The organism is Brevibacillus choshinensis, assembly GCF_016811915.1.
GTDB lineage: Bacteria > Bacillota > Bacilli > Brevibacillales > Brevibacillaceae > Brevibacillus > Brevibacillus choshinensis_A.
Genome location: NZ_CP069127.1, coordinates 829,898 through 846,738, shown reverse-complemented (window position 1 = coordinate 846,738; position 16,841 = coordinate 829,898). Strand labels below are relative to the sequence as shown.

Here is a 16,841-nt window from a genome sequence, read left to right as displayed (position 1 = left end):
GATGGAGGGATTGGCTTGCTACGAGAAAACAAGACGTTTCGCATTCTGTTCTTTTCCTATGGACTGTCAACGCTGGGAGACTGGTTTGATTTTATAGCGGTGTCGATCATGCTGGCGTTTGTGTGGAAGGCCGATCCGATGACGATGGCTTTGCTCCCGATCGCCTATGCAGCACCCGGCATCGCACTGGGTCAATTTGCGGGGGTTCTCGCTGACCGTGTGAACAAGGTCAGGATGATGATGATCATGGCTGTCATTCAAGCAGGAGCGACGTTTTTGCTCCTGGCCATGCCAGATCCCTTGTCATTCTTGCTCGTCATTGCGCTGCGTTCATGCGCATCTGTATTCAACGATCCCGCTCAGCAAACACTGACGCGTCAGATCGTGCCTGAGCATCAGCTCTTGCAGGCAACCTCGCTCAACGGGGCTGTCTTTCAGATGGGGAAGCTGATCGGACCTTTGATCGGCGGGGCCGTCGCCGCTTTTGTGGCCCCGGCTATCTGTCTTATCGTCAATGCATGCAGCTTTTTCTTGTCCGCTCTGCTGCTCCTGTCCATTCGCCATGCCGAGAAGAGCATCGCTTCTTCTCCCGTCCGCTCTCAGAAAAAATCCGTGCCGCTTCACCTGGCGTGGCGGGAAGGCTGGGGCATCTTTTTGCAAAACCGTATCCTGCTGTTCAGCACCATCTTCTCTCTCTTGGCCATGATGGCCATTCAGCTGGCCGATGCACAGCTGACGATCATCTTTCGGGAAAAGGTCCCGCTTCATCCGGAAATGGTCGGCTACGTCGTCAGTGCGATCGGACTGGGGGCCTTGCTTACAGTGACCTGGCTGCATCGTCAAAAGGAAATCCGCTCGTATGGATGGATTCTGGGCGGAGGCGTTTTCCTGATCGGGATCTGCTTTTCCTGGATCGCCCTGCACCAGCCCGAGAGCAATCGCTACTGGCTGCTCGCTGCCGCTCTGTTCGCAGGGGTCGGTACTGGACTTACGACCGTGGGAACCAACTACCTCGTCCAAAAGGAAACTCCGCGCGAAGCACTGGGCAGAGTGCGGGGAATCATCGACTCGCTCACCAGCGCCACGTTTATCATCGCCCCTCTTTTGGGAGGCTGGCTCATGACGGTCTGGGGACCCAGCCTCGCCTTTTTGCGGGTCGGAGCAGGGATTGCGGCGATAGGTCTCGGGGCGCTCTTCCTCCAGCGTGTGGTCTGGGGAAAACGAAAGGTGGAAGCTACGGTTGTCTCGGAGCAAGCCGGATAATGCGATCGTCATTCTCTTGCGGCGTTCCTCTGCCATCCCGGTTGTTTGTCAACACATAGAGGGAACCGTCCCTCGCTGCAAACACATCGCGCAGTCGCCCGTATTCGCCTTGCAGAAGGGCTGTCGCTTCCAGCACGCTGTCCGGCTTCTGCGGATCCAGCTTCACTTTTTGCAGCTGCATTCCCCGGAGATTGGCAACAAGCAGCTGTCCGGCCCATGGACCACTCGTCACGAAGCTCATTCCTGACGGCGCCCACGTCGTGTCTCCACTGTGCAAAATGGGAGGGATCATCCCTTCCTTTTGCTGGTCTCCTTGGATGAGAGGCCAGCCGTAGTTCTCCCCTTTTTGGATTCGGTTGATCTCGTCATGCGCAGACTGGCCGTGCTCCGAGCTGTACAACAAGCCATTCGCCGGATGCCATGCGATACCCTGCGGATTCCGGTGTCCAAAGCTGTACACCGGAGAGCCGGGATACGGATTGTCTGCGGGGAGCGAGCCATCCAAATGGATCCGCAAGATCTTTCCTGCGAGGCTCTCTCGGTCTTGGGCAAGCTCCGGTATCCGGGCATCTCCCGCCGTGATGTAGAGCAGCTGGTCGGGACCGATTTTCAAGCGACCGCCATTGTGGATCCCGCTTCCAGGTACCTGATCCAGGAGCACCTTGTCGACTTGCGCCCGGTTGTTTTCTTCATGCATACGCAGGACCCGATTGAATACTTTTTCTCCCTCCCTGTACGTGTGATAAACGTACAAGTAGTGGTTTTCCGCAAATTTCGGATCGAGAACCAGACCCAGCAGCCCTCCTTCTCCTTCAGCGGCAAACGGAGCAGGAAAGGCAATCAACGGTTCAGCTTGAAGCTTCCCCTCTTGGATCACTCGCACTCTCCCCGGTCTTTCCGTAAAAAAGATGCGGCCATCCGCAGCGATATCGATGGCCCATGGAACGTCCAGATGATCCGCCACCACTTCCGTGACATACGGAAGCTCCTGCGCAGCGGCTCCTTCCGTGTCTGTCGCTTCACATGCAGCGGCGGGAACCAGGAGTGCAAGCGCCAGCAGACTGATGCCCCATTTTTTCCACACCTATTCCTTCCTCCCCTCGAGTTTTTCCCAGTACGATTCAGGCAGCATTTTGCGTCCGAAAAAACGTTCCATTTCCGGGAGAATCCAGCTGTCCAGCTGCTCCTGGCTGCCCGCTTCCACCAGCTTGTTCACCAAAATATCGTGCCAGATGTAATCCTCCAGCAAAAAGATATGCACAGGATCATCCGTGTAGTAAGCATTGCCGCCTCTTTCGGCAGAATGTCCATATAACAATTCTTTGCCATCCACGGATAGGACAAACCACCTCTCCTCGGTCCATTTGTTGATATATTCATTGATTCGATGCTTGTGCAGCCCTTCCATCGGCTGGTCGACATCAAACAGGATACCCTTGATCGGACAGCCTTGCTCCGCCTTTTCCTGAAGCTCCGGCAGCAGCTTGTCGTACATCGGCTGCCACATGGACAAAAGGACCTGTTCCTTTGACCGGCGCATCATGATTCTGCAAAAGGAAAGGATGCTTTCTTCTCCCCGCACAGTCGTGAGCGAGACGTCCGTCTTTGGCTCCCGCTTCTCCAGCGTGCGCAGCTCATCACCGACCTGACTCCACGATTCCTCAAAGGATCGCTTGGCTTGCTCGAGAAACACCTCGACTGGCAAAGGCGAGTAGCTCTTTGCCCCATCCCCCGCCTCTTCGAGCATGACGAGCCCACGCGAGACAAGCGTCTCCAAAGTGTCGTAAATTCTGGCTCGGGGAATCCCGGACTCTTTGCTGATCTGATACGCATTGGATTTGCCCAGGCTGACCAGCGCCGTATAAGCCTTGGCTTCGTACTGATTAAATCCAAACAGCTGCAATTGCTCCCAAAGTGTACTCACGTCAATTCTCCTTCTGCTCCAAAAATGATTTCTTCCCCGTCCATCAGGGCAGTTGATTCATCACGACCATCAAGCTAAAAGGGCTCAACACGGTCGTCAGCAGAATCACCATGGCAAGTGCGGACGTATCGCGCTCCTGGTCCTTGGCCAGCAAAAGCAGGTTTAAGGAGGTGGGCATCCCGAACATGAGAATCATGACGCTTCTCTCCACGGGATCCTCGGTCATCAGGAACGCCAGTGGCCATGCGATCAGAACAGGCAGCACCAGCTTGAGCACGCTCACTTTTGCAGCCTCCCAAAGTCCTGTGCGTGCGTATTTGTTTTTGCGCATTTCCGCTCCTGTCAAGAGCAGGGTCAAAGGCAGCGTGGCACTTGCCGCGAGATTTAAAAAGGCATCGACCGTCCCCGGCATGGTCCATCCCATCCACTGCCACGATAGGCCTGCCAAGACAGCGTACAGGTACGGATTTTGAAATACGCGTCGAATCCGCCCACTCCATTCCCGCTCGTCCCCTACCTGCGAAAAGCCGAACAGGGCCATGTACAGATTAAAAGCCAATGAAACCGCCACGGCATAGGGCACCGCATGCTCACCGACAGCATACCGGATGACAGCCAAACCAAAGTAACCCACGTTTGCCAGCGTCGCTGCCAGTGCATTCCACTTTAACGTATCCTGCTGCCAGCCAAACAGACGCCCTACCATGTACATCAGCAAGAAGTAGACCAATATCGTCGTCGCAAAGAAATGCAACACGATGATCGCGAGCGACTGCACAGATACACCCGTATGCACAAAAGACTGAAAGATCAGAATCGGAATGAGGTAATAAAGACAAAGCTTCGCCAGCGAACGATTTTGTTCCTCTTTGCGCTGCGCGAAATATCCCAAAGCCATAAAGCCGAAAACGACTACCATTGCCTGTAGCATACAACCACTCTCTTTAGTCACTACTTTGATAGTAACTAATCAACGTGTGATTTGACAATGAGAAATACTCGATTTTGGCAAACAAAAAAATTGGCCCAGTACGAACCAATTCCTCTACATGTTCTATTCAATTTTGACCTTTCTGCGCTCCTCGATTTGTCGTTGCAAAATATACTTGCGCAGATTATGAAAGTGACGAGCATTGATCCCTTTGATCGTACAGCCAAACAAATGATGGGGTCCCTCGATCCGCTCGTGGATGACCATCAGTTCGGCTTTGATGACCCCGTCTGGTCGATTTCGCCCATGCAGCTCTGCCGAAAACAGGATAGGCTGTTCTTCAGGCAGCGGCTTGTCTGTTCGGAAGGCCAACCCTCCCAGACTCAGATTGACTAAATCCACCATTTGACTATGGACGGAAAAAAGCGAGTCTGGCTCTTTTGAGGGGTATTGAATCCACCCTTTCAGGTCCATGTCGAACCGAGGATAGCGGCGTCGCTGCTCACGAAATTCAACAGCGGTCGGCGAATGGAACAGAAAGAGCCGATTGCTTTCCTTGGCCACGACCACAGCCTCAAAGGTATGCACCGATTCATAGTCAATCGTCAGCAGGCAAGGGAGCTGATCCCCGACCGTCACATCCACCTGACTGGAAAAGACGGCCTCGATCAGATCCCCCTCTTCATAGGTCACGCTGCCTTCCAGCATCCGATTGCCTTTTTTAATTTGTAATATGCTTTCCATCTGCGGTCTCCACCACTTCGCACAATATTTTACCGGGTTTTCATATTCTTTACCTGGATGTATTTCGCGGAAAATAAGGTATAATGGGAACATTGACAGATAGGAGGTTACAGTCCGATGAATCGTTATCAAATGGTAACATTAGCTTTGGCATTTTGCGTAACCGCCTGTCTCATCGGAGTTGGCATTTCCATCGGGGAAAAAAGCCCCCTTGGTATCCTTGGCTGTATCGTCGTTGCCTTCTCGTTGATGGGATTTGGCTTTTCGTACAAGCGCAAGAACATGCGCTAACCCCTTCTCCGTTACCTTCTTACAAGCAAGCTATTCACATAAAACAGCAGCGACGGCAAGCCTTTCGCCTGCTTTAACAGCTGTTTGGCAATGGTGTAAATCCGTGGCTGGCTTCGATTTACTTTTCGATCTGCCAGATAAAATGCGATGAGCCCGTCCACGATCATACGGTGAAATGAAGGATTTGGCAAGCGTCTAACGCTTGCCTTTGCTTGTTTGATGAAGTATTGCAATCGATCCGTTGCGTCCTGCTCCGAGTCGTAATAACTGACGAAGTTCAAATCCCCGCCCAATCTGTCTTCTTCCAGGTCTATCAAATAGTCGAGCAGAATATGTAAGCCGCACAGCCACGGGAAGTAAGCCTCCGTCACTGCATGGATTTGCTCATCAGGTACGTCCTCTTCTGTCGCCAGGCAGAACAGGGCAAAAATCCCGATCGTCGATCCTGTTACCGCCGCAAACTCCTGCCAGTAAAGATCCCTGTATGTTCCCTCATATTTTCCCCACCACTTCAAAAGCTCAGCTTCCCGCAAATGCGGAGCGATGTGCTTATACACCTGAAGGTCGCTGTACAGGCTGGAGAGTTCCACGACCTGTCTCTGTATTTTTCCATAAGCAGGCAATTGCGCTGCGTATCGCTGACAGGTCTGAACCAGTGAGGCCAAATACCCGCCATCGTCTTTATCTTCCCGATAGAGATAGTAGTCCCGGAGTGCTGCACCCGGTGTGAGTGCATCCTGCATGGAAACGTGAAGCTGCCGAAAATCCTCAGGATCCAACGATGTGCTGCGATCGCACAGGTTGTCCAAATAATCACTGATGGTTTGGTACGCGACAATCAGCGGCACGACCGTATCTACATAAGGAATCACCTGGGCAGCGTACACCGATCCTCCCTGGCAATGAAATTTCTTCGTGTTCATGCTATCTAATGCCTGTTTTCTCAATTCCGGATTGGGAATGCTCTGCGCCCGCTCACGCCAAGCCGCAAACTCCCGTTCCAGAACAGGTTGAACATGGCGATAGACTCTATATAGTAGCTGCCATGGATTACGCAGTTCGCTCACTTGCTTCCCTCCCAACACAACAATAGTGATATCTTACCACATTTGCTGTCTCGCACCAAAAAGCAACTGTACTATCCGATCCTCCGCTTGGACTCCATATACAGCACGAACATGAATTTCTTCGTGTTGATCTTGGTGGACGACATGACTGTTTCCCTATGGGATTCCAGCTCTCTCATTCGCTTGCGAACCTCGGTAAAATCGAAGAAGGTAGAGGCGTACGATTCAAACCTGGGATTGGTGTAGTCCGTCAGCCCGAGCGAGGCAAGATGCGTCAGCGCCTGATAGATCGCCCGGCGAATTCGCTGCTCGGCTGCCTTTATCTCTTTTTGCACGAGGGAGGCTTCATCCGTCCCCAGCTTGTTTACCGCTACTCTCCAATAAATCTCTTTCAGGGAGGGGAAATTTTCATCACCCGACTTCTCTTTTTCCCACCGATGCAAATATTCGAGCATGTCGATCAAGTCTCTCGTCCCGGATTCACTGATCATCCCGAGCTCCGTAAGCAAAAAGCGCGCCGATGACGTGATGCTTTGCTCCGAATACACTTGTTCTTTTTTGACCTGCCCAGCATTGCCTGAAAGGACGCTGAGCGAGCGCTGGATGCCCTCAATCGACTGCTGAAGCAGGATTCGCTCCCGCACCTTTTGCAGCACACTGATCACTTCCAAGCGATTGATAGGCTTGGTGATGTAATACTCGATCCCCAGCGAATAGGCTTCTGCGATCATCTCCTTGGATTCGATCTGAGAAATCATGACGATCTTTCCTTGGTAGTTTTGCAGCTGGCGCACCGTCTCAATCCCGTCACGGTTTGGCATCAACAGATCAATCAGGAGAATATCGGCGCGTTTCCACATCAGATAATCGGTGTCAATCAGCGAACCATCTTCCGCTTCTCCACAAACTTCCCCCAAATCGGCATCTTCTATTATATGGGTGAGCATGGAGCGGATAGCCGGATCATCGTCCGTAATGAAATAACGCATATTTTCACCCTTTCTGTACAAGACTGGCGATCGGTAATCTAATGATAAATCGAGTACCTTCTGCATCCCGCTCTTCCGAGATTTCGATTTGTCCCTGCAAGTTGTCGATGACTTCCTTTACATAGCAGAGACCGATGCCTGTTGATGGTTTGCCGGAAACGTCGTATTTGGTGGTAAATCCAGGCATGAATAACAGCTGTTTGTCCTTCACTTGAATCCCTGGCCCATCATCCTCCACAGAAAATTGTATCCATTGACGCGATTCTGATAATGATGCCGAGATGGTCACCGTTCCTTTGTCTTGTATAGCCTCTACTGCATTTGCGACCAGATTGTTGATGAGGGACAAGGTCGTATAAATATGGCAAGCCAGATACGGAGCTGTTACATCCGTTTGAAATCGGATGCTTTTCTCCAGCAGGCGCGCGTACTTTTCATGCGCACGGACGATGATGGAGACTAACTCCCCCATCGGCATGTAGTCTCGTTCATTCTGGTCAGAGATCAGCTTGGAGAGGCCGGCGTAAATGCGCTGATTGTCCTTTTTCACCTCATGCACTTGCCCTGCGATAGACAGAGCCTGTTTGGAGTAGCGGTCCCTCCAAACGTCCGCTCCCTGTTCTTTCATGTTCCGGTAGAGATCGTAGCACGCTCGCGTGATATCCTCGACCTGCTGCAACGTCTTTTTCAAATGAATGGATTCTTCATACAGATTGGAAATCAGCATGAGCATTCGCTCATTTCTGCTGCGCTGTTGTTTCTCCATCCAATTCGCCTGCCTGAGCTGAATGATGTTAAAGAAGCTGAGGACAAAAAAACTGCGGATCAGTGCGATGGCTGTGATGGGACCGATGACGGAAAGGTGCAGGACATTCTCCCACGAAGGAGAACGAAAAGACAGCTCGACCAGATTGGCTCCAATCTCAGCGGCCGTGCCAAGCAAGCCTACCCATAGGGGCAAATGATGAAACCGATTGACGCGGAAGAGGGAAAACAATCCAGCAAAGGTGGCGTAGAAAAAGAAAGCCGGCAAATGCATATGAAAGGATAGAACGAAATCAAACAGGTCTTTTGACATCCAATCGAGCATGATGCGAAACAAGACAACCGTCGCACCCGTCAGCAGACCTGCCATAAAGGACGGTCTGAGCCAGAGCAGCAAAAAGAAAAAGGCAGTAGTACCGAAGCTGATGCGAAAATCGTCCTGGAAGGGATGAAACTTCAATTCTCCCGCGATCGGCACGGTGAGCAGCATGACCAGCAAAATATAGAGGTTTTCTCTCATTGATGACTGAGCGATCTTTCAACACCCCAGACTAGTCTTTTTTCCCATACAAGTTTCGACACCTATTTTACTATATTCTCATATAGTTTTTTGTAGTTTTTTATAGGTATGCGCTTACAATTCCAGAGTATAGTGTCCAATCGCCTGCAGTAATGCGTCTGATTATTCAATCTCGGCACTATATTTATACGGTAAACAATTAGATAAGGGGGAATTCACATGAAAAAACGCAGTCTTCTTTTCTCTCTGTCCCTGCTCTTGACCATGTCGCTCGTAACGGCATGTGGCGGTGGCGGAACCGCAGCTCCAGGTGGCCAAAGCGGCTCCGGAGGCGGCAGCAACGATCCTTCTCAATTGATCATCGCAACGGGTGGTACTGGCGGAACCTATTATCCGCTGGGCGGCGGTATGGCCGATCACATCACCAAAAACGCTGGCATCACCGCGACTGCACAAGCGACTGGGGCTTCTGCTGAGAATATCCGCCTGCTGCGCGACAAAAAAGCCGATATCGCCTTTACACAAAACGACATCGCCGAATACGCAGCAAAAGGCACAAACATGTTCCAACAAGACGGAAAAATCGAAGCCTTCCAAGCATTGGGTGCCCTTTATGATGAGACCATCCAAATCGTCGTTTCCGCTGACAGCAACATCAAGAGCGTAGCGGATCTGAAAGGCAAGCGCGTATCTGTCGGGGCTCCGGGCAGCGGTACTGAAGTAAATGCGCAGCAAATCATGGAAGCGTACGGCCTGAAATTCGAAGACACGCAGCTGCAACGCCTCTCCTTTGCAGACTCTGCTAAAGCAATCCAAGACGGTCAGCTGGACGCTGCTTTCCAAACAGCAGGTACACCTACTGCAGCAATCACTGAACTCGCGGCTACCAAAGGCGTAAAAATCATCCCGATCGATGCAGACAAAATTGACGCGATCATCGCCAAATATCCTTTCTATGTAAAAACAACCGTTCCAGCTAACACCTATCAAACCGTTCCAGAAGAGGTTACCACTGTTTCTGTAAAATCCATGCTGGTGGTTCGTGCTGATCTGAGCGAGGACCTCGTATATAAAATCACGAAAGCCATCTTCGAAAACACAGACAAACTGGGTCACGCGAAAGCAAAAGAAATCAAGCTGGAAAGCGTACTGGCTGGTGTGAGCCTCCCTATACACCCAGGAGCGAAAAAGTTCTTTGATGAAAAAGGCGTGAAGTAAGCTTCATGTTTGTGAGAACACAGAAAGGGCGGACCGCGTTCCGCCTTTTCTCCTTACTGCTCCTGCTGGCGGCGGTCACCGTTTTTTGCTCGATCCCCTTGGTTCCTTCTTTAGTGATTCGCGATACGCTGTCCCATGAGCTCATGTGGAGCAGCAAGATTACTGATGATACTGCATTTGGCATTCGTTGGACTCATTCCATTCATCGCTCCTTAATCGAAGAGCAATACCGCATCCAGGGCGGACAGATCATTTTGTCGGAAATGTCCTTCCATGACTACGGTATCGGCATGGAAAACGAGTTGTCCCCTGGTGAAGAGTTGGTCATCTCGGATGGAGTATTCCGCATTCGTCACATGAACCGTGTCTTTCCCGCCCTCCACCTGTTTATCGGACAGGTCAGGGCTAACCATACGCTGCTTTTTGCCGGTAATGAGATTCCGCTCAGCACGATCGACAAGCCGGGCGCTGCCATTACCATTCAGGCCGAAAAGCGATCCATATTGAGCGAGATAGGAGGCTATTAGATGAGCACAACCAACACAACGAACATGAGTCAGCAAGAGATGGATCAACTGATTGCCCAATACGACAAAGAATCTGCTGTCCGCCAATTCACAGGACCGATGAAATGGATCTCTTTCATCCTTCTCGTCCTCTTTTCCCTTTATCAGCTTTCAAGTACGCTCTTTCTCACTCTGCCCCCGCAAATCCATCGGCCTATTCACTTGGCATTCGGGCTCGGCCTGGTCTACCTGCTTTACGCAGGAAGCAGCAAAGGCAACAAAAACAAAGTAGGGATTGTGAACATTATCCTCGCATTGTTCGGTGTCAGCGTCTGTATGTACTGGGTTTTTGATTACGAAGGACTGGTCACACGTACAGGAAACTACACGACGCTGGATATGGTTGTCGGCGGAGTCGCCATCCTGCTCGTTCTGGAGGCAGCTCGCCGCGTAGTAGGCGTCCCTATCACCCTGATTGCCACCCTGTTCCTGCTTTACACTTATTTCGGACCATACATGCCAGGATTCCTGGAGCATCGAGGCAGTGATGTAGACCGGATTATCGGACACAGCTACTACACGCTGGAAGGGATTCTTGGAACTCCACTTGGTGTTTCTTCGACCTTTATCTTTTTGTTTGTCCTGTTTGGTGCGTTTCTGGAAAAAACGGGTGTTGGCGAATATTTTAACGACCTGTCTTTGGTCATTGCTGGGCGCCGCATTGGCGGACCGGCCAAAGTAGCGGTCTTCTCCAGTGCCCTGCAAGGAACCATCAGCGGAAGCTCCGTTGCCAACGTCGTTACCTCCGGAGCCTTCACTATTCCCATGATGAAGCGCCTCGGCTACCGCCCTGAGTTCGCTGCAGCCGTAGAAGCTTCTTCCTCTACGGGTGGACAGATCATGCCACCGGTAATGGGAGCGGCTGCCTTCCTGATGGCTGAATTCATCGGCGTGCCTTATCTGGATATCGCCAAGTCTGCTACATTGCCTGCCATCCTGTTCTTTGTCGGGATCTGGATCATGACGCACTTTGAAGCCAAACGACTCGGTCTTCGTGGTCTGACCAAAGAGGAGCTGCCAGACAAGAAAGAAGTACTGAAGAAGATGTACCTGCTTTTGCCTATCGTCATTATCATCACGGCTCTGATGATGAATATCTCCGCTGAACGCTCAGCCATCATCGGGATTCTGTCTACCATCGTCGTGGGTGCGTTCCGTAAAGAAACACGCATGTCTTTGGCTGACATTCTCGAAGCGCTCGCTTCCGGTGCCAAAATGGCCCTTGGCGTCGTAGCCGCGACAGCATGCGCAGGTATCATCGTAGGTACGATTACCTTGACTGGAATTGGTCTGAAGCTCGCTAACGGTCTGATTGACCTGGCAGGTGGACAGCTGTTCCTGACTCTGTTCTTCACGATGATCGCTTCTCTGATCCTGGGAATGGGTACGCCAACCACGGCGAACTACATCATTACGTCCACGATCGCTGCTCCTGCCTTAGTCCAGCTGGGTGTGCCAGAGATTGCTGCACACATGTTCACGTTCTACTTCGGTATCGTCGCTGACATTACGCCACCGGTTGCTCTCGCCGCATTTGCCGCAGCCGGTATAGCCAAGTCGAAGCCGATGCGAACGGGAGTGGAGTCAACCAGGCTATCGATCGCAGCCTTCATGGCTCCTTACATCTTTGTCGTCTCACCTGCTTTGCTTTTGATCAACACGACTTTTATGGAATCGATCTGGGTCATGTTCACTTCCATCCTGGGAATGATCGGGGTTGGCGCCGGTTTGATTGGCTTCTGGATGGCAAAACTCAATCCGCTGGAGCGCATTCTCGCAATAGCCGGGGGTATTCTGGCAGTAATCCCGGGAATCGAGACAGATATCGCCGGTATTGCTCTGCTTGCACTCACATTCGGTCTGTCCTTGTACAAAGCACGCAAGCAAAAGCAACAACTCCAAGCCTCTGCCTAATGCAAACACGAAAAATCCCTCCCGTACGCTCGTTCCTTTGCGAACAGCGTTACAGGAGGGATTCTTTTTGTTTCGGCTACTCTTGTTTGATGACTTTTGTCCAGCCATCGACTTGCTCGACTCTTCGTTCCTTCATCAGCTTGCCCAGCGCCCGCTTGAAGCTGAACTTGCTCATCTGGAATTTTTCCTGGATGACATCCGCATCGGTCTTGTCCGTATACGGCATCGCGCCATCCCGGTTGTTCAGATAGCGAAGCAGCTTTTCGGCATCTTCGCCGTACTGGACTTCCTTGCGTTCACGCATGGAGCCGTTCAGTCTGCCATCCTCACGCACAAAGCTTACACGGCAGCGCACCGTTTGACCGAGTCTCATCCGTTCAGTCATCTCATCGCGGTGAATGAACATGACATGCTCATCCTCTGTCAGCAAAAACGCGCCAGCTGCGATGACCTTGTACACGGTGGCTTCTACGTTTTTGTTTTTCATGCCAGCATCCGCCTGGACCGAGAACTGCAGCACTTCCTGCTCCGTCACCGGCTGCGCCAAAAGCCTGCCCTGCTTGTCCTTCTTCAAGGTCACCAGCAAGCGATCCCCTGGACGCGGCCATTCGTCTCTGAGCTTTGGCAGGTCATCGATGAATACGAGCAGGTGCTTGTTGATCCCGTTGTCCAAAAATACGCCCATACGCGACGAGAGGTCGACCACCTCCAGCCAGCCATATTCCCCCATCGCTACATAAGGGAGGTCCATGGTGGCAGCCAGACGATTCTCGTGGTCGTGGTACAAAAACACTTCTACCTCTTCGTCCACATCCAATGGTCCATGCGCTTCATTCTTATGCAGAAACACTTCGTCCTTGCCTGATTGCAAAAAGTAACCAATGTCGGTTTTTCGGGACACCGTCATCAAAAGGGTCATTCCCGAGTCTAATTGGCTGGGCTGCTTATACGTCCGTACTTGTTTTTTCTGTTTGTACATTCCTGCTAATTCCTCACTCTCGTCCAATCATGCACACTAAATATACCCATCCCGCAGGGGAAAATACCACAACTTTTTTCCATGCTTCACTATGCAAAGATCGCAAAACAGGCAAGTCTCGTACAAGCGGACATACATATGACAGTAAGCGAATGGCATGGGAGCTTTATCCTTTTCTAACCTTTTGATGTTAGGAGTTGAATGGACTGTATGCTGCTTTTGCTCGAACATATTTTTCTGGGAATCGTGCAAGGCTTGACCGAATTTTTACCGATTTCCAGCACAGGTCATCTCGTCCTGTTTCGCAAGCTGTTTGGCCTGCAGGAAGCTGGCCTGCTATTCGACACCATGCTGCACCTGGGGACGCTCATCGCGGTGGTCATCGTCTTTTGGCCGCAGATTCAGTACATCCTCACGCATCCCTTCAGCAAGCTCACAAGATTGCTGATTGTCGGTACGATTCCGACAGCTGTGATCGGCATCGCCTTTGAGGATTACTTTGAAGAAATCTCACGGACGGGCATCACGATCGGGTGGGAATTTCTCGCGACAGGCGTCATTCTCTGGGGCGTGGAATCCATGCGTCGCGGCAGACGTACCTTTGACCAAATCACTTATACCGACGCTCTGATCATCGGAACCTTGCAGGGCGCAGCTATCCTGCCAGCCATTTCCCGCTCTGGACTGACCATAGCCGGGTCGCTCATGCGCGGGATCGAACGAGGGGATGCGGCCCGCTTCTCGTTTCTGCTCTCATTGCCCGCGATTCTTGGGGCCTGCGTCCTGCAAACGGCCAAGCTCGCCGATGCCCCCATGGAGACCTCCCTGCTGATCCCGATGATCGTCGGGACGATGTTTTCCGCCATCGCCGGCTATTTCGCCATTCGCTGGATGCTGAAAATCATCAGCACCGGTTCGATGAAAGGCTTTGCCATCTATGTGTGGATCTTGGGGCTCGCCATCCTCGCCCTTCAATGGTGGGGCTGGTAGGGCTGATATAGATAAAGCCGGCTTCAAAGAGCCGGCTTTTTCATTTGCTTTCTTCCTTATCCGGGTAGCGGCTCGCCACGAGTTTTCCGACCAAAATCAAAAGTCCGTAAAACGCGGCTGCCAGTATAGAGGTTCCTAGCCACGTGGCTGTTCCCAAAGCCAAATACAACAAGGCGTGGGCGATCCAAATTCCCGCCAGCCACGCAAGGACATTCATTCGATTGAAAAAGCTCATCAGACTACGCAATTCGACTTGCACCTCCACCATCCATCTATCTATGTTATAGCCGATGAACTGGTGTTTTATCCCCCTCGCGATCAGCCAAGTTCGAGGTGGGATGGATCGATCGCAAAGCCTGCCCGCTCGAGGATATCCGCCAATACGTTCAGGGGAGTATTGGCAACTTCTCCGTACATTTTCTGGGTGTGCAAATGGGCAGCATGCGGCAAATCCTCCATCAAGTGTGCGCGCAGTTTTTTTCCGCTGTCGTCTTCATCCGTGAACAGATAGACCTCGTCTGCATCTTGTGTCTGCATGGCGAGCTCCTCTCCCTTTTCAGGGCTGTACGTCCCCCACGTGCAAAGAATCGTGACAGGCTCTGCCAAAACCCGCAGCAGCCGCTCCCTGTCCGTTTTTCCTTCCACGATGATCACGCATCCATCCATTCTCCATCCCCCTGCTTTTGCTGTTCTCTTTAGTATACCTTTCCACTCCCCCCTTTACATCCCGGGCAAGAAGTGGATGAGTAGCGCTGTTCGTAGTATGGCATGGTAAAGGGAGACCCGCCAAAAAGGAGCGATGAACATGTCCAAATTCAAAAGTGCGAAAAACTTGAACCAAAAAGGGCTGGCAGTGGCCGGTTTGACTAGCAGCACGGTTGCGGATGATACCCAAACGGAAAACAACCAGGGATCGTCCCAGCAGCAGCAAAACAGGCAAAACCAGACTTCTTCCACGAACTCTTAAAGAAGCCGGCTTCCGGCTTCTTTTCTCTTTCGCTTGCTCTTTGCACATTTCGGTATTGCCATCTGTGAAGAGAGTTAGTAATATATTTCCATGATTATTGAACAACAAAACCAGCAGCTTCTCAACGAGCAACGGATCAAAATTTTCAAAGCCCTAGCTGATGAAACGAGACTTGCCATCGTCAAAACGCTGTACCAATCGGGCAGGGAAATGAACTGCGGAGAAGTGGGAGACATCTGTGAGGCTTCCAAGTCAAACGCCTCTTATCACTTCCGCACACTGCGCGAGGCGGGATTGATCAAAGTGAGGAAGGAGGGACAAATTCGTTTTATGTGCATCCAGACAGATACGTTCCAGCAATTCTTGCCTGGCTTCTTGGATACCCTGTGAGCGGTATCATCTTTTTTGTCTTTTATTTCAAAAGTTATTTAACTATACAAATATATAATCATTGAAAAAGGAGAGTCAACGAATGGAACGCCGATATCTCGCCATCTTTTTTTACACCATGTTTTTGATTGGAACGGATACGTTTATCATCAGTCCGCTGCTGCCCACCTTGCGCGAGCTGTACCATACCGATCCGACACAAACCGGTTGGCTGGTAGGTTCCTATGCGCTGGGCTACGCCTTGTTTGCCCTATTCGTCGGTCCACTCTCCGACGGCTGGAACCGCAAACGGGTGATGTCTCTGGGAATGCTGGGCTTTGCCCTGAGCACGATGGCTTGCGGGTTTGCTGAGCATTACGCCACGATGCTCGTCTTTCGTTTTCTTGCGGGGATTTGCTCCGCCTTCATCGGCCCTCAAATATGGGCTGCCATCCCTGCCTTGTTCCCTCCCGTCCGGATCGGCAAGGCTATGGGCATTGTGATGACCGGTCTTACAGTCTCTCAGTTCGTAGGGGTTCCTCTCGGCAGCTTTCTCGCAGCAGTCGATATTTCCTTTCCTTTTCTTGCAGTCGGAGCCGCCTCTCTCCTCGCTTGGGGTTTGATCCTCTGCTGCATGCCTGATTTGAAGCCGGCTGCCCCCCCCTCTGACACAGGCACAAAAAATCGTCTGGGATCTATCTGGCCACGTTATCGCGACCTGCTGACACTGCCTGGCGCAGCCCGCTATTTTCTTGCCTATTTTTGCTTCATGACAGGTTTCTACGCTTTCTTTTCCTTCTTTGGCATGTGGCTTGCCGATCAATACGCTCAATCCGTTTCCCAGATCGGGATCACGACCGTTTATGCGGGCCTCGGAAACACCGTGGGCAGCCTGATCAGCGGCTGGCTGCTGGAGAAGTGGGGGAGAAGAAATGTGCTCACGGTAGGATTTATGGCAAATGCTCTTCTTTTCTCCGCGTTGCCACACGTGCCGTCGCTTGGCTTTGTACAAGTAGTGATCTCCTTTACGTTCTTCTTTGGCGGTATGCTCGTCCCCATCGTGATGGGACTATTGCAAACACTTTCCACCAGCTCACGCGGCACGATCTCCAGTTTGGCGAATGCCTGCATGTACGCGGGCACCTTGACTGGCTCCGCTCTTTCAGGAATGCTGTACCACTCCTTTGGTTTCATCGCCATTACCCTTATTACCAGCGCAGGTATGCTCGCTGCCTATTTCATGTACGTTCCTAGACTGGAGAAAAAACGCATCGGCGCTTCCGTATGATGGCTTTACTTTCCCCGTCACCCTTGCTACGCTAGATAAAAATAATTTTTTCGAAA

General features: G+C 51.6%; 19 protein-coding genes. 9 read left to right on the top strand and 10 right to left on the bottom strand.

All coding sequences use genetic code 11. The features are described 5' to 3' along the window. Positions 1-15: 15 nt before the first annotated feature. Complete coding sequence (locus tag JNE38_RS04465) at positions 16-1,263, top strand: MFS transporter (protein ID WP_203355435.1); 1,248 nt, start codon at positions 16-18, stop codon at positions 1,261-1,263. Here JNE38_RS04465 and JNE38_RS04460 read toward each other — a convergent pair. The 4 genes from JNE38_RS04460 to JNE38_RS04445 form a co-directional block, all read right to left on the bottom strand. Next, positions 1,235-2,347, bottom strand: coding sequence for a PQQ-dependent sugar dehydrogenase (locus JNE38_RS04460; RefSeq protein WP_203355434.1), 1,113 nt, complete (start codon positions 2,345-2,347; stop codon positions 1,235-1,237). The genes JNE38_RS04465 and JNE38_RS04460 overlap by 29 nt on opposite strands. Beyond that, on the bottom strand, positions 2,348-3,187 hold the full coding sequence (locus JNE38_RS04455; RefSeq protein ID WP_203355433.1) for a TrmB family transcriptional regulator: 840 nt from the start codon (positions 3,185-3,187) through the stop codon (positions 2,348-2,350). A gap of 43 nt (positions 3,188-3,230) precedes the next feature. Next, on the bottom strand, positions 3,231-4,118 hold the full coding sequence (locus JNE38_RS04450; RefSeq protein ID WP_203355432.1) for an AEC family transporter: 888 nt from the start codon (positions 4,116-4,118) through the stop codon (positions 3,231-3,233). Between the two features lie 123 nt (positions 4,119-4,241). Continuing rightward, positions 4,242-4,862: a PilZ domain-containing protein gene (locus tag JNE38_RS04445; protein WP_203355431.1), complete on the bottom strand. Its 621-nt coding sequence runs from the start codon at positions 4,860-4,862 to the stop codon at positions 4,242-4,244. A 117-nt stretch (positions 4,863-4,979) separates the two neighbouring features. On the opposite strand from JNE38_RS04445, the gene JNE38_RS04440 reads away from it, so the two are divergent. Further along, complete coding sequence (locus JNE38_RS04440; protein ID WP_203355430.1) at positions 4,980-5,153, top strand: DUF5325 family protein; 174 nt, start codon at positions 4,980-4,982, stop codon at positions 5,151-5,153. A gap of 11 nt (positions 5,154-5,164) precedes the next feature. Here JNE38_RS04440 and JNE38_RS04435 read toward each other — a convergent pair whose 3' ends face one another. The 3 genes from JNE38_RS04435 to JNE38_RS04425 form a co-directional block, all read right to left on the bottom strand. Beyond that, on the bottom strand, positions 5,165-6,220 hold the full coding sequence (locus JNE38_RS04435; protein WP_203355429.1) for a tetraprenyl-beta-curcumene synthase family protein: 1,056 nt from the start codon (positions 6,218-6,220) through the stop codon (positions 5,165-5,167). A 71-nt stretch (positions 6,221-6,291) separates the two neighbouring features. Continuing rightward, complete coding sequence (locus tag JNE38_RS04430; RefSeq protein WP_203355428.1) at positions 6,292-7,209, bottom strand: response regulator; 918 nt, start codon at positions 7,207-7,209, stop codon at positions 6,292-6,294. Positions 7,210-7,213: 4 nt separating this feature from the next. After that, entirely contained in the window at positions 7,214-8,494 is a 1,281-nt protein-coding gene (locus JNE38_RS04425; RefSeq protein WP_203355427.1) for an ATP-binding protein, read from the bottom strand. Between the two features lie 219 nt (positions 8,495-8,713). Here JNE38_RS04425 and JNE38_RS04420 point away from each other — a divergent pair, with 219 nt between their 5' ends. The 3 genes from JNE38_RS04420 to JNE38_RS04410 are packed head-to-tail and all read left to right on the top strand — an operon-like array spanning position 8,714 to position 12,192. Next, positions 8,714-9,712, top strand: coding sequence for a TAXI family TRAP transporter solute-binding subunit (locus JNE38_RS04420; protein ID WP_203355426.1), 999 nt, complete (start codon positions 8,714-8,716; stop codon positions 9,710-9,712). A gap of 5 nt (positions 9,713-9,717) precedes the next feature. Further along, positions 9,718-10,239: a DUF1850 domain-containing protein gene (locus JNE38_RS04415; protein WP_203355425.1), complete on the top strand. Its 522-nt coding sequence runs from the start codon at positions 9,718-9,720 to the stop codon at positions 10,237-10,239. Then, positions 10,240-12,192 carry a TRAP transporter permease gene (locus tag JNE38_RS04410; RefSeq protein ID WP_203355424.1) on the top strand — a complete coding sequence of 651 codons (1,953 nt, stop codon included), beginning with the start codon at positions 10,240-10,242 and terminating at the stop codon, positions 12,190-12,192. It abuts the gene before it with no gap. Positions 12,193-12,268: 76 nt separating this feature from the next. Here JNE38_RS04410 and JNE38_RS04405 read toward each other — a convergent pair whose 3' ends face one another. After that, complete coding sequence (locus JNE38_RS04405) at positions 12,269-13,171, bottom strand: CvfB family protein (RefSeq protein ID WP_203355423.1); 903 nt, start codon at positions 13,169-13,171, stop codon at positions 12,269-12,271. A gap of 210 nt (positions 13,172-13,381) precedes the next feature. Here JNE38_RS04405 and JNE38_RS04400 point away from each other — a divergent pair, with 210 nt between their 5' ends. Then, the gene (locus tag JNE38_RS04400; RefSeq protein ID WP_203355422.1) at positions 13,382-14,161 is read left to right on the top strand and encodes an undecaprenyl-diphosphate phosphatase; all 780 of its coding nucleotides are present in this window, start codon (positions 13,382-13,384) and stop codon (positions 14,159-14,161) included. 40 nt (positions 14,162-14,201) lie between these two features. Here the strand turns inward: JNE38_RS04400 and JNE38_RS04395 are convergent, their stop codons facing one another. Beyond that, positions 14,202-14,420 carry a hypothetical protein gene (locus JNE38_RS04395; protein WP_238933554.1) on the bottom strand — a complete coding sequence of 73 codons (219 nt, stop codon included), beginning with the start codon at positions 14,418-14,420 and terminating at the stop codon, positions 14,202-14,204. A 59-nt stretch (positions 14,421-14,479) separates the two neighbouring features. Then, positions 14,480-14,827 (bottom strand): toprim domain-containing protein, encoded by a 348-nt coding sequence (locus JNE38_RS04390; RefSeq protein WP_203355421.1) that lies wholly within the window; start codon positions 14,825-14,827, stop codon positions 14,480-14,482. A 139-nt stretch (positions 14,828-14,966) separates the two neighbouring features. Here JNE38_RS04390 and JNE38_RS04385 point away from each other — a divergent pair, with 139 nt between their 5' ends. From JNE38_RS04385 to JNE38_RS04375, 3 genes are all read left to right on the top strand, one after another. Further along, on the top strand, positions 14,967-15,128 hold the full coding sequence (locus JNE38_RS04385; RefSeq protein WP_203355420.1) for a hypothetical protein: 162 nt from the start codon (positions 14,967-14,969) through the stop codon (positions 15,126-15,128). A 90-nt stretch (positions 15,129-15,218) separates the two neighbouring features. Beyond that, positions 15,219-15,518 carry an ArsR/SmtB family transcription factor gene (locus JNE38_RS04380; protein ID WP_203355419.1) on the top strand — a complete coding sequence of 100 codons (300 nt, stop codon included), beginning with the start codon at positions 15,219-15,221 and terminating at the stop codon, positions 15,516-15,518. Between the two features lie 82 nt (positions 15,519-15,600). Beyond that, positions 15,601-16,785 carry an MFS transporter gene (locus tag JNE38_RS04375; protein WP_203355418.1) on the top strand — a complete coding sequence of 395 codons (1,185 nt, stop codon included), beginning with the start codon at positions 15,601-15,603 and terminating at the stop codon, positions 16,783-16,785. Positions 16,786-16,841: the final 56 nt, after the last annotated feature.

Excerpts from the sequence above, each read along its gene's own strand:
- JNE38_RS04420 (WP_203355426.1), top strand. The coding sequence starts at position 8,714 with ATGAAAAAACGCAGTCTTCTTTTCTCTCTGTCCCTGCTCTTGACCATG.
- JNE38_RS04400 (WP_203355422.1), top strand. The coding sequence starts at position 13,382 with ATGCTGCTTTTGCTCGAACATATTTTTCTGGGAATCGTGCAAGGCTTG.
- JNE38_RS04450 (WP_203355432.1), bottom strand. The coding sequence starts at position 4,118 with ATGCTACAGGCAATGGTAGTCGTTTTCGGCTTTATGGCTTTGGGATAT.
- JNE38_RS04390 (WP_203355421.1), bottom strand. The coding sequence starts at position 14,827 with ATGGATGGATGCGTGATCATCGTGGAAGGAAAAACGGACAGGGAGCGG.
- JNE38_RS04440 (WP_203355430.1), top strand. The coding sequence starts at position 4,980 with ATGAATCGTTATCAAATGGTAACATTAGCTTTGGCATTTTGCGTAACC.
- JNE38_RS04385 (WP_203355420.1), top strand. The coding sequence starts at position 14,967 with ATGTCCAAATTCAAAAGTGCGAAAAACTTGAACCAAAAAGGGCTGGCA.
- JNE38_RS04380 (WP_203355419.1), top strand. The coding sequence starts at position 15,219 with ATGATTATTGAACAACAAAACCAGCAGCTTCTCAACGAGCAACGGATC.
- JNE38_RS04375 (WP_203355418.1), top strand. The coding sequence starts at position 15,601 with ATGGAACGCCGATATCTCGCCATCTTTTTTTACACCATGTTTTTGATT.
- JNE38_RS04445 (WP_203355431.1), bottom strand. The coding sequence starts at position 4,862 with ATGGAAAGCATATTACAAATTAAAAAAGGCAATCGGATGCTGGAAGGC.
- JNE38_RS04430 (WP_203355428.1), bottom strand. The coding sequence starts at position 7,209 with ATGCGTTATTTCATTACGGACGATGATCCGGCTATCCGCTCCATGCTC.
- JNE38_RS04405 (WP_203355423.1), bottom strand. The coding sequence starts at position 13,171 with ATGTACAAACAGAAAAAACAAGTACGGACGTATAAGCAGCCCAGCCAA.
- JNE38_RS04425 (WP_203355427.1), bottom strand. The coding sequence starts at position 8,494 with ATGAGAGAAAACCTCTATATTTTGCTGGTCATGCTGCTCACCGTGCCG.
- JNE38_RS04415 (WP_203355425.1), top strand. The coding sequence starts at position 9,718 with ATGTTTGTGAGAACACAGAAAGGGCGGACCGCGTTCCGCCTTTTCTCC.
- JNE38_RS04410 (WP_203355424.1), top strand. The coding sequence starts at position 10,240 with ATGAGCACAACCAACACAACGAACATGAGTCAGCAAGAGATGGATCAA.